Raw genomic sequence first — 12,731 nt, forward strand, 5'->3', positions numbered from 1 at the left:
ACAACAATTTTTTCAAAACAAAAGCGTTTATAGTAATAGGCTGGTCATGTAAGATTGATTAAACAAAATAGTAATTCTGTTAGTTTTATTGATATCAAGTTTTGTATTACTGCTGTACTAATATTGATTTTGAAAGCGACTGAATGAACTGTATGAATCAAATTATAGATTTTTTTAGTGGACTTTTCGATACTAGCCTTTGGCCAGCTCGGTGGCATTGTGGCTATTGGTCTGACTTTCATGGTTGGTTATACATTATTAGTGATATGATGGTTTGGGCAGCTTACTTTCTTATGCCCATTATTATAATACGTTACGCTTCTGAAAAAAGAACTGGTCTTAAATTTCACAAAGCTTACTTACTTTTTGCGGCTTTCATTGTACTGTGTGGCTCGACACATTTCCTCGATGCTCTTATGTTTTGGGTTCCTGTTTATCGCTTAAATGCAGTAGTCAGGTTTGTAACAGGCGTGGTAAGTTTAGCCACCCTTTTTTATTTAATCAAAATACTCCCCGAAGTCTTTAAGCAAAAAACAAATGCAGAACTGGAGAAGGAAATTGCCAAAAGACAAGAAGCGGAAAAAAAACTGGGCGAAGTAAACAAAGGGCTGGAGGCATTTGCTTATATAGCTTCACACGATTTGCAGGAACCGTTGAGAAAGATTCGCACCTTTTCCTCTTTATTGCAAAAGGCTAATGAAAATACATTTGATGAGAGAAGTAAAGAACTTGCACAAAAAATTAATAGTTCGACTCAAAGGATGCAAAATATGATTCATGATGTTTTGACCCTTTCTACTATAAATGAAGAAGTAGAGATGGTTAGCGTACAGACAGTAGATGTGATAGATAGTGCGAAGGAAGATCTTGAAATAAAATTACTGGAAAAAAATGCAGTTATACATTGCGGACCTTTGCCAATGGTAAAAGGTAATCCGGCATTTTTAACCCAGCTTTTTTCAAACTTGCTTAGTAACGCTATAAAATTTTGTGTTGGTCAGCCAATTATCAATATACGAGGCGAACAAAAAGGGGAGAGGGTTTTTATTTATGTTGCCGATAATGGAATTGGTATGAATAAGGAAGATAGTAAAAGCATATTTATTGCTTTTAAACGGCTTCATTCAAGAGGCCAGTTCGAAGGGGCGGGAATAGGTCTCGCCATCTGTAAAAAAATAATTAATATACATAATGGAATAATATATGTTGAAAGTGAGCCCGGCAGAGGAACTACATTTATAATAGAGCTTCCGGCAGCAGTTTAAGACTCTATAAGAACAGAATTAACAAAAGCGCATATGGCTTCAGCTAATCTTTATAACCGAAAATAAGTTTTTGAACCGTTTTGCTTTTCATGGCAACAGCACACTGGTTCTATTTTTAGAGTATTGCAAAGCAAAGTATAACTTGATATAGTATTGCTGCATCTAAGATTGCTATATAATTTTTTTTTATGCATGGTTTAAATATGTGTTGCCAGTAATAATCGGCCTGCCCATTCTACGAAAGCAACTAATCCACCAACTATTGCTAAAATTAATTTTCCACTCGTATACGATCTATAGCTTAAGAAAATTTGTTTTTAAGCTGTGAGTAAAATTATTTATTCAGCCTGTAATGATACCGTGTATAAGGAATATTAAATCCCAATTGTTTAAAACCCTCATAAGCCTCCTTGTTCTTTTCCCTATCGGGCATCTCGATATCTGCAACAAACAATATTGCCTTTTCTTTTAAACCATCCTTTATAGCTTTTTGCCAAATTGCAAAATCAGGTGCATGGTCAGCAATCATGACGCCAGGTACAGGTGCATCTACCCCAGAAAAAACTGTCTTTTCTTTTGTCATAAAAAATGAACGGCACGCAATTATTTTGCCGTTTCGGAGAGCAACATAATGCTTCCATCCTTTACGTTCAGCAAAAGACCTGGGCCATTCATAAAAATCAAAGCCATAAGTCTCTATTAAAAATTTCACCCAGCTTTCTTTTAATGATTCGTCTACCTGTTTAACTTCAATGGTATCGGGTCGTTCATTTATAGGCTTATTATTTCTTACAATCCTTTCCCAGGAACCAGCAAGGTAAAAGCCATTTTGTTTTAATAATGAATCTACATGTGGTGGTCTCATTGGTAATGAATAATGAACAATAAACTTTTCATGGTGTGTGTAAAAAGCTTTTATAGTCTCTATCAAGTCCTGGCTGAATGGTTTGGCTAGTCCTAACCCAATGACCCGGTTAAAAAGCGGAATAGGCTCTTTTTGAAAGTTAATTGCCAGACCTTCCCCAATATTTTGATATCTCAATCCTTTTGCCTGGCGGAATGAATCAGGAGCGGCATCTATCAGGTCACGCCATGCGGCAGTTTCTGTTTGTTCAATTAATAAAGCGTCTTTTTCGGCATTCATAGCAGTATTATTTTGTTGATGTATGCTGTAGCATGCGTACAATGCAGAGGACAGAACCAGTGCAATGAAGTAATATGGCAATTTTGCAATCATAGTTCACCCCTCTCTTTTATATATAGGAGGAGTAGAAAAGGTGAAAAGTTCGAAGAACAAAAAAATTATTTGGAATTATGAAAGTTTAGCCGGTTAACCTTATTCTGCCTGCGGTATAAAACAAATATGCCGCTATCAGGGCAACGATCAGGATATTCTTTTGAATGAATGTTTCGAACTTCTACTATTGAAAGGGTTCCGGCAGTCATTACTTGTACATCAGCGAAAACGCTTCCATGCAATAAATCTTCTTCTATCTCCTTTTCTATCAGTTTACGGCCAAATGCAGTTTTTCCGCTCGTGAAAATAAGTTCCAAATTTTTATCAAAATGCTGTATAAATTTTTCGCGATTGTTTAATGAAAAATGAACCGTTTCAAAGTAATTACTGTAAAAGTGATTCCACTCATTAGATTCCTGAAAAGCCTTTTCATTGTCAACACTGTCTTTTAACCAATGTTCCCTTAATTTTTGTTTGGCCTGGTTAAGCCGGCTACGAACGGTTCCCACAGGTATGCTGAGTATTTTTGCCATTTGTTCATAAGATTTCCAGTTAGAGAAATAGCGCAGGAGTAAGACGCTTTGCAGTGTGTCAGGTAAATAGCAAAGGGTACTATATAGCTTGGCTTGCCGGGCAAATAGTTCAATCTTATTGTTTATTTCATCCTCCCAATACTTTTCCTTAGGAAGGGGAAAGACATTATTATAGTTAATCAAAAAATTGTCCTGTTTAGTGTGGTAGCAGGAGCGCATCAAGATGGTCATTAACCAACCGGGAAATGCGGCAGGGTCTTTTAGTTGATTCAGTTTCAGGTATGCTTGTATGAAGGTATCCTGTACTGCATCTTTTGCAGCAGCGGTGTTACTGCAAATGCTTAAGGCCTTAGCATAGAGGCGGGCGTAGTTATGCCGGTATAACATATTCCAGGCGGAAGTATTACCTGCCAGAGCGGCTTTTACAAATTCCTGCATGTAGGAAGGAATGTTACAGTAAAGTTAGGTTTTTGTTTTGTTGTCATCTAGAAAATTAGCGGATGCAATTTCAGCATCACGTCCAGGTTTACAATGAAGGCGATCTTTTGCGATTAGAAGAATATGCAACTGTGAATAACGCTTCTTCTAGCGACTTGGTTTGTAGGCGGCACCGATAAAAAAAATTTGTGGAAGCGAAAAAAACAAAGCCCGCAATACCTTTCCCAACAATCATTGACCTAAGTTTGCGCCAGTTCTGCATCCTACCTTAAAAACAGGTTTTGCAACGATGATAACTGCCGCCGCTGTTTGGCTAAATGCATGATAGATGATTAATACGGTAAATAATATTTATACTTTCCTGGATCTCGCAGGAACATTTGTATTTGCGCTTAGCGGTGCTGTTGCAGCCAAACAAAAGGGTCTTGATATATTCGGGATTTTTTCAATAGCTTTTACTGTAGCTTGTGGTGGAGGCATTATTCGCGACTTATGCATTGGTGCTGTTCCACCTGCCGGTTTAACCAATTGGCTTTACCTAGTAACGGTGTTTGCCGCAACCATTATTAGTATCGGTTTTTATCGCATCGTAAATATTTTAAATCATCCTGTGTTATTATTCGACGCTTTGGGACTATCTGTTTTTGCTGTTACCGGCGCACGCAAAGCAATTGCGTTCGGCCATAATTATGAGGTTGCCATCCTTCTCGGAATCGTTACTGCCGTTGGTGGTGGCGTCATTCGCGATGTATTGCTTGCCCGGATTCCGGTTATATTAAAAAAGGAAATTTATGCATCGGCTGCAATGGCAGGCGCAATGATTGTTGTAGCGGGAGATTATTTGGGATATCCAAAAGAAACCGTATCGACAATAGCAATCGTGTTTTGTTTTGGTTTACGCTTTTTGGGCTTGCATTTTCACTGGAACCTGCCTTCTTTCCCCGATAAGGGAATTAAGAAAGATGAATAGGGTGGTGGAGCTACAAAGACTGCATCTTACACTGTAACTTTAAATAGCCATTCATTAAACATATAGCTCCAGTCACTTGCGTTATTGAAGTTGATCTTAGAAACAAGCCATTAAAAAAGCACTTCTTTTACAGGTTGCACATAATAATAGTAAAAAATTATATTAATTAGTGCCAATAATCTTTTAAAAAACTACACCACAAACTGTTTTCCATAAATAAAAAACCTCCAAAATCTATTGATAATGAAGGTCTTCTTTTTAAAGCTGTTGCCCGACATGGATTCGAACCACGACAAACAGTACCAAAAACTGTCGTACTACCGTTATACTATCGGGCAATCCGTTTAATTGGAGTGCAAAAATAGGGTTTCAAGATATTTCAGCAAATATTTTTTTTAATTTCGAGGTTATATCATTTTAAGCAAGAGGTTCGTCAAAAGGAAACACATACAAAAATAATTTTACCTTAGATGTTTTAAATAGAGCCTCCTTTAGAGAAATTCAACAAAAAGGCCCTTGCAATTTTTAAAGAAAGTAAAGGGAGGTGAAAATATTTTAAGGATTTTTAATGGTAGTTGTATTAAAACGCTTTTAATAACTCCAAAAGCTGATATTGAAAAAATAATTGAAGTTTAGCCTGGAGATATTTTGAAGTTGAAGTGTTTAAAATGTCCCTGGCAGCTAACAATTCAACTGAACTTATTTGGCCAAGCCTGTACTTTTCTTTGTATAAATTGTACGATAATTTGTTTTCTTCCCAAGCCGATAAAATTGCAGTAAATTTTTGCTTAGCTCCATTGAAATCATTAATTATTTGAAGTGTGTTTGTCGCAATAGTATTTTTTGCATCCTGCATTGCAAGTTCTGCATTGGAAATGTTTATCTTTTCTTTTTTTACCTTGTTTGCATTTTGCATTTGCGAAAAAATAGGAATACTAAGACTTATGTATATGTTCTGGCCGAGATTATCATTTAATTGCGTTTTTAACGGTATTTTCCCGCCATTGGTATCTTGTTCCCCAATGTTGTAATTTGATACAAGATTACCACCGACAGACAGGGAAGGGTAAAAACTGCTTTTTGCTATTTTTTCACCTAAATGTGCTGCCTGTACATCCATCTCAGCTTGCTTCATTGCAGGATGGGATATTAAGATATCTTCTAAATACTTCTCCGGAGAAATGTTGGCGGTAATTATTTTTGATAAAGTAGTTGTGTCAATAGGGGCTATCTCAAATTTTTCTGAATAGGGAAAATTTAATAATTGCCTAAGATCCTGCAAGGCCGACAATGAGTCATTTTGTATGGAAACCAAATCGGCCTGTTCAGTATTGAGGCGGGCATTAAAGGTGTAAAATTCATATTTACTCAGCCTGCCTACGTTTATTTTCTCCTTAACTACCTCTAATTCTTTTGTCGTACTTTGTATATTATTTCTTTGGACACTCAATTCTTCTTTGCCTAACAACAACCGGGCATAGGTTAGTGTGATATTAGTTAGTACTTCAAGTTCTGCACTTTTTCTTGCATACTCTGCCGACCTGATAAGATAAGCACTTTGCTTGATAGTATTTATCTTGTTAAAACCTGAAAAAAGCTGCAATTGCAAGCTGAGCGCCGTGGAGCCTCCACTAAATCTTTGGTTTACAAAAGTGTTAGTAACCGGATCAATGTTTTTGCCAAAAGAAATAAAATGGCCGAGATCATAAGACAAAGAGGGTAATAAATTATATTGAGCGGTTTTGCGGTCTATTTGATTTGTATTAATAGCATTTTGTGCTTGTTTTAAACCAATATTTCTTGCCCGGGCAAGGTTGTAGCAATCGGATAAAGTGTAAGGCCCATTTTTACGAACTCCACTATTTTCGGGTTCTTCTTCTAACGTTGTTTTTTCAATTGTCGTCGACTTATTTTTTTCTGAATTATTTATATTTCCTCCTCTTATTTGCCCTGATGCAGAAAAAATAAAAGGATGAACTCCTATAATTGTAATAAGAATAGCATTTGAAAAAAAATGTGCAGATCTTTCTCTTTTCATAAGGCCCTGTTTATTGATCGCCGATCTTATAGAAATCTTTAGCCTGAAAATTTGTATTACCCCGTTTATTTTTTGAGGCATCTTACTTTGCTCAAACCTCACCTACGCGTTTAAAAAGTTTTTTTATAAAATATCTGTATAGCGGTAATCTGGCTACCACTATTTCACCATAAACGGAATAACCAGATTTTAATTGAAATCGATTTATTTCAGACAGTTCGACCAAGGCATAAAATTTATCGTTTTCCTTACGTTCGGCTACGTAGGACACCTTTCCATCTATAGGTCCATGTTCAAAATGCTGGTACGCATCGAGCCTTAGATGTGCGGGAAGGCCTGCTTTTACATAAGGCATATCTTTTTCAGGAATTATAACTTTCGCGTAATATGCAATGGTGTAAGGTGCAATGCTTATAAGCAAATCGCCTTTATTGATTACATTGCTTGACTGTTTTGTATTGTAAACGAAATTGACAATGCCAGCATTTTTTGCAATAACATTTTGCTCATTTAATTCTGTTTCTATTTTATGCAACATCTCTTTTGCCTGTATCAACTGGCTTTCGTATTCGTTTTTTGCCTGTATCAATGCCTGTGCATTTTCGTCTAACTGAACCTTCTCGAGCTGAAGGGAATTTTGCTCTTTGGTAAAATTATTATAAACCAGATTCTTTTCGGAAGCCTGTTTTATACGCTGATTCTGAATATTGCTAAAGCTTTCTTTTAGTGTTGAATTAGCTTCTTTCGTCGTGTTAAACTCATATTTGCTAAGCATATCTTTTTTATATAAAATGGAGTCTCCAATATATTTTTCGTTAGCAAGCGACAACCGTTCTTTTTGTGAGGCATATTGCTGATCCAGGTTTTGCATGTCGTTTACCAGACTGTTTATATCTAACTGATATTTCCTTGCTGCGATATTGCCTGTGCGATCTATCATTACTTTTTTCCTTTGTAATGCATCTTGAAGAACAGCAATTGATTTTATTTTTTTTTCAAGGAAAATTATTTCTGTTTTTTTTGTCGCATGCTGCTCAAGGTAATCGAGGTTTTGCATTACCAGTAATGTGTCACCTGCCTTTACCTGTTTTCCTTCCTTTACGAAAATTTTTATAACCTGGGCTTCAAAAGGAGCTTTATAATCTGCCTGGGGATTGGATGACACAATTTCTCCGGTGCTGACCGTTACGGTTTCATTTATATACAGGACAAATACCAGCACTATTATAGTTGTCGCGATTAAAACGAGCAATCTGAAAAACCATATAGTGAAGTTATACTCCTTGTAGTTGTAGTTGTTCAATGCTTCCATTATGCATCATTAAGGTTTTTGAAAATTGTAAATACTGCAATGGCTCATGAGAAATTACTATAAAAGACCGGTCATTAATAGTGTTTAAATACAACTCAATCTTTTCTTTCGATTCTTTATCTATACCCGATAAGGTCTCATCTAATATAATCAATTGTGCAGACGACAACAACGCCCGCATCATAAGAATTTTCTTTCTCTGGCCGGTTGACAGATTTCTGCCTTGCTCGGTAATTATAAAATCAAGTCCTTCAGGTTGATCTGCTATAAATTCGTAAAATCCTATTTCTTTAGCCAGCGACAAAATATCTTCGATGCTATCTGCATAATTAAATGCTATGTTATAGCCAATAGTATCGTTGAATAGTATATCCTCGTTGCTAACAAGTAATATTTTTTTCCTTAGTGAAGACGGGTTATAAAAAGTATGCTTTTCATTGTTGATAAGTATGCTGCCAGAGTCTGGATTATATAACAACGACAAAACTTTACAAAACGTGCTTTTGCCGGCGCCATTGTTTCCTTCCAGGAGTATTTTATCGCCCTTGTTTATTAAGATATTTAGATTAGAAAAAACAGGTTTTTGAGGAATATAATGAAAAGCAACGTCTTTAAATTCAATGCTTTCAAGATCAAAAGACCTTATCTTACTATGTGTCGGAGAGCCTTCTGCTTTATCTTGTGCTTGTTCAAAATAAAAATAACGATTTAGAATTATTGCATTTTCCTGCAGGTCAAGGTTCTCGTCGAGAAAGCTACTGACAGATGAAAATACCTGGGCAGACAAGGCTATAAAAGTAATTATCTGGCCAATGGAAATTGTCCGGCTGGTAATAGCAGTCAGCGATAGAAATACCATTATGAGTATGCTGGCTACGATAATAATAAAACTAATAACGGCAGAATTTACAAGGCTCACATATTTAACTCTTCGCTGTATAGCTAAAATGCTTTTAATTCTCGCTGATAATCGTTGCATAATTAAACCTTCCAGCCGAAATGATTTAATGACCTGCAGGCCGTCGATATTCTCAAATACTGATGAGAATAAACTTGCTTTTTCCATAAACCTTCGCTTTTCGTTTTCCCTGATGAAGGGAGTTATCACGTAAAACCAAACTATAAAAAGCGTAAGAATAGCTACTACAATTAATGTGATTTTCCAATTGATTATAAATAATATAGCTAGAGAATATATTGCGACAAAAGCATTGATAAGTATACCGGTAAAAAAACGGATGAAAAAGGTTTTGAGTGCAAGACTATCTTTAATCCTTTCAGAAAGATCTCCTTTGCTGAAAGTGTGAATATAACGAATGGAAAATGTATTGAGTTTTTCGATGAAGGAAGTAAGAAAAAAATTGTCTAAAATATTTGCCAGGTGAATGGAAACAAAACTTTTATATAAAGATAAAATAAGGTTGAATACTTTAAAAAGCCCCAGACCTATCGCAAAGAGAACAAGCATATTTACATTGTAGCTCGGAAGAATATTATCAATAAGAATTTGGCTGCTGAAAATAGTTACCTGCCCTATTAACGCTGCGAAAATAGCGGTACCAATATAAATGCCCCACAGCTTATGATACGGCTTCATTTCGCTTACCAGCCTTCTATATGCGCTTACTGGTTTTGCGGGGATAGGGTTATTGCCGGCTATTGTAGCAACTTCAGCATTTCTCCTTACCGTTAATACTACCGGAGCTGTAATCCGTAGTTTTGCTCCGCTTAGTTTCAGCGTTCTAAATTGTTTGGGAAGAGTATTCAGGTTCTGGTTAAACAATAAGTCATTCAAAAAGTTTTTTTCCGCTTCTTTGCTTGCAAAACCAAAGTTTTCCTGAACGTATGAAAAATAGGTGAGCTTATTAATTACATCAGCTTTATCATAACCCTGTACTCTTTCAACGTCAATACCAAAAGGCGAAAGTTCGTCGTTGATAATCTGCTGCAACAACTGGCTATTGCTTACATAATCATAATTAGCTGTCGCGGTATGAGAATTATTAATTAATTCCATCAAAGTCCAGCGCTCATGTCGTCCCAGCGCCGGGTCAAGTACCTCAAGCTTTTTTTTGTGAATTCCTTTTATGACCACATAATGCTCACCCTGGCTGTTTTTAACAGGCAAAATACATGGAAGAAATTTCTTTAATTTTTCAGGATTAGATTTAAGGCTATTAAGATCAAGAAGATTAAATTCTGTAATAAAACTTTCCTTAGTAAAAAAGTCTCTTATATCCTGTAAACTCGATCCGCTTTCGTTTAAGTAAATATTTTCTTCAATATACTGTCTGTTGACATGAATGTTGTGCAAATTGTAAATAATTTTTGCAGCACTTATGCCACAGTCGTTTTGCTTTAGTTGTTGATCAATTTCTTTATGCATTCATTCGATTTACAAGCGTACTTTTTTCTTTATATGCCCCTCTTTCAAAACTCACCAATATTTCTGTCGCGTTTTTAAATCTTTCAACCGGGTTTTTGGCAAGACATCTTTTTACAATATTTATTATCCAATGCGGTACGGGGTAGTTCAAAAATGTATAACGAGGAAAGGAAGCATCACTTATCTTAATATTTGTTGCGAGCTCTTCCCAAATAAATCCTTTAAATGGTGTTTTACCGTATAGTATCAGGTACATTAACAGGCCAATTTGGTATACATCAGAGTATAAGTCAGGCTTTTTGGTGTACTTATTAATTGTCGTAATATTTATCCGTTCCGGAGGCATATAAAAAATTACTCCGCCGAACTTTATCAATTCATTTTTTTCAATTTCTTCAACGTTTAGTGTTAATCCCATATCAATGATCTTAACACTGTTATCGTCAGTTATTAATATGTTAGATGAATGAATGTCGCCGTGTACCAGGTTGCTTTTATGCACCATTGAAAAGGCGCGAAGAATATCTTCAATAATGCGAAAACAAATTGTTTTGTTTAGCGAAGGTGTTTCTGTTAAAAACCGGTGCAATGATTTTCCCTTAATGTATTCAAGTATAATATAGGGATTTTCTCCCTGCATTTTATTAAAGAAATAAGCCCTGCACATAGCAGGTATATGTTTCACATTTTCAAGAAATTTAAATTCTCTTTCTAACATGCCCAGTTCATCCTTAAAAATAGTTTGATCAAACGTTTTATTTCGATTTAATAATTTTATTACAAATTCATTATTAGTACCTCTGTCCCGGGCCAGGTAAATTTCAATAAAACGCCTGTTTGAAATAACTTTTAAAATAGTAAAATTGCCCACGGATTCTCCTTCATTATATAATGAAGTATCCACTAGTATAGCTTCCTCATAGTCTTCCGGTACCAATACTTTTCTTTTGCACAGAAAGTCAAAAAACGGAGAGCACGCTTGTTCTACTTCTGCACTGTCATTTTTTATATCTGCCTGTATTTCCTGTAAGACTTCTGCTTTTGTTTTCGGAAAAGAAAATTTATCTATAAAATATTTTATAGTATCGTTAATTAAATATTCTCTGTCCCGCATTTCGTCATATAATATATAATGCCCCTGTAGGTATTTATTTGGGATTTCCTCTTCGTCATCATTGGCAGAATATTCCTCCTCCTCTTGTTGTTCCGCCTCGTCGGACTCCTCCGTATCCTTTTCCCCGGTATCAGTATAATTTCCAATGTCGCTAATGGAGATATTTTTAGATAGCCTGAATTTTTCCATCGTGCAGTTTTTTTATTTAAAAGGATTGAAAGGTTACCCTTTCAATCCTTCAATGAACACGCTGCTAACACTTAAACAACCCTCGGTTTTGATTACTACCAACCATGCCAGCGGGTTGTGTAAGTATCTCTGCCGCTTGTGCAGTAGCTACTTTTGCCTGAGTGGCATGAGCGTGATTTGTGGCTGGTTCGACAACGATTTTTTCTTCTTCTTCTATGTCCTTTTCCGTAGCGATGACCACCGACAATTTCGTTCAGTGATTCTGTTTTCAATTCTGTCAGAAGTTTTTCTAACGTAATCATAAAAAAAAATTGTATAATAAAAAAATAGCTACTCTTTCAACGGGTTTTCGCTTTCCCCCTTTCCAATGTTAGTTTTCTAGCACTGAATTATTTTAAACAATATTTTCTTTGTTGCCCTTATACATTAGGGCAGCAATAAAGTTTTAAGTTAATTTCTAATAGTTGTTATCCTGGGGGAGAAGACAGGATATTGGGTATTTTAGTTAATACGATAAAACCCGAATGTGGTTGCTATTAAAATAAGAGAAAACGGGGGGTGTATTTCTCAATTGCTATAAACAATAACAACTCACATTTTTTTTAATTCCATATCTAATGTAGAAACAATTTATCGAATATGCAAGATTTATAGATATTTTTTTTGTAATATCTGAAAGTTTAAAAATAGGGGTAATTTAATAACATTTCGTGCCGTTTTAGGCACTGTGATTCTACATACTTCGGGACTTTCAAGCGAGGTTGCCTCTAGACGTTGCCTCTATTTAAGTAAGGGCAAGCAATGGCGGGATGTGTATGATTTAGAGAAAGCATATTTCCATATACCTGCTAACGGGAAATCGTAACAATTCTGATAATAGCGACACCTCATTGATTGTTTTAATTATGTAAATATTACTTAGTTATCAGGTCGTTATAAATAATATTTATAATTTGAGAAAAAATTTATAATTTAATCCACAAATATCCTTTGAATCTCGCGAGCAAAAGATCCGACAAGTTTATCTTCATTTGATTTTTATCAAATTGTACTCATTCGACACTTTGCACGTAATTGTGTAAGAATAACCAGCAGTAGAAGAGGGGAAACAAACCTGGTATTTTTTCAAATCCTTTATTAAAAAAACAACTTGTTCATGTGTGACTTGGACAAGCGAAGCTTTGATGTATAATACTACTTCTTCGTAACGTATCATTCGATACTTTAGTTAGAAATGTAACAGAGACAA

The 12,731-nt window shown here is 35.6% G+C and carries 9 protein-coding genes and 1 tRNA gene; 2 read left to right on the forward strand and 8 right to left on the reverse strand.

Going from position 1 to position 12,731, the window contains the following annotated elements:
• The first annotated feature begins 152 nt into the window (after positions 1-152).
• On the forward strand, positions 153-1,265 hold the full coding sequence (locus B154_RS0106030; protein WP_018612558.1) for a sensor histidine kinase: 1,113 nt from the start codon (positions 153-155) through the stop codon (positions 1,263-1,265).
• Between the two features lie 334 nt (positions 1,266-1,599).
• Here B154_RS0106030 and B154_RS0106035 read toward each other — a convergent pair whose 3' ends face one another.
• Positions 1,600-2,502: a hypothetical protein gene (locus B154_RS0106035; protein ID WP_018612560.1), complete on the reverse strand. Its 903-nt coding sequence runs from the start codon at positions 2,500-2,502 to the stop codon at positions 1,600-1,602.
• A gap of 65 nt (positions 2,503-2,567) precedes the next feature.
• Positions 2,568-3,473, reverse strand: coding sequence for an RNA polymerase sigma factor (locus B154_RS0106040; protein ID WP_018612562.1), 906 nt, complete (start codon positions 3,471-3,473; stop codon positions 2,568-2,570).
• 328 nt (positions 3,474-3,801) lie between these two features.
• On the opposite strand from B154_RS0106040, the gene B154_RS0106045 reads away from it, so the two are divergent.
• Entirely contained in the window at positions 3,802-4,443 is a 642-nt protein-coding gene (locus B154_RS0106045; RefSeq protein ID WP_018612564.1) for a trimeric intracellular cation channel family protein, read from the forward strand.
• A gap of 267 nt (positions 4,444-4,710) precedes the next feature.
• On the opposite strand, the gene B154_RS0106050 is transcribed toward B154_RS0106045, so the two are convergent.
• The 6 genes from B154_RS0106050 to B154_RS32180 form a co-directional block, all read right to left on the reverse strand.
• Positions 4,711-4,781 (reverse strand) — tRNA-Gln (locus B154_RS0106050).
• Positions 4,782-5,023: 242 nt separating this feature from the next.
• Positions 5,024-6,481 (reverse strand): TolC family protein, encoded by a 1,458-nt coding sequence (locus tag B154_RS0106055; RefSeq protein WP_169337646.1) that lies wholly within the window; start codon positions 6,479-6,481, stop codon positions 5,024-5,026.
• Positions 6,482-6,572: 91 nt separating this feature from the next.
• Positions 6,573-7,793, reverse strand: a complete 1,221-nt coding sequence (locus B154_RS0106060; protein ID WP_018612567.1) for an HlyD family secretion protein — start codon at positions 7,791-7,793, stop codon at positions 6,573-6,575.
• The gene (locus B154_RS0106065) at positions 7,756-10,179 is read right to left on the reverse strand and encodes a peptidase domain-containing ABC transporter (protein WP_018612568.1); all 2,424 of its coding nucleotides are present in this window, start codon (positions 10,177-10,179) and stop codon (positions 7,756-7,758) included. The genes B154_RS0106060 and B154_RS0106065 overlap by 38 nt, the downstream gene beginning before the upstream one ends.
• Positions 10,172-11,482, reverse strand: a complete 1,311-nt coding sequence (locus B154_RS0106070; protein WP_018612570.1) for a serine/threonine protein kinase — start codon at positions 11,480-11,482, stop codon at positions 10,172-10,174. Before B154_RS0106070 ends, B154_RS0106065 begins: the two co-directional genes overlap by 8 nt.
• Before the next feature lie 64 nt (positions 11,483-11,546).
• Positions 11,547-11,723, reverse strand: a complete 177-nt coding sequence (locus B154_RS32180) for a hypothetical protein (RefSeq protein ID WP_018612578.1) — start codon at positions 11,721-11,723, stop codon at positions 11,547-11,549.
• Positions 11,724-12,731 lie beyond the last annotated feature (1,008 nt).

The organism is Segetibacter koreensis DSM 18137 (assembly GCF_000374045.1).
GTDB classification, from domain to species: domain Bacteria; phylum Bacteroidota; class Bacteroidia; order Chitinophagales; family Chitinophagaceae; genus Segetibacter; species Segetibacter koreensis.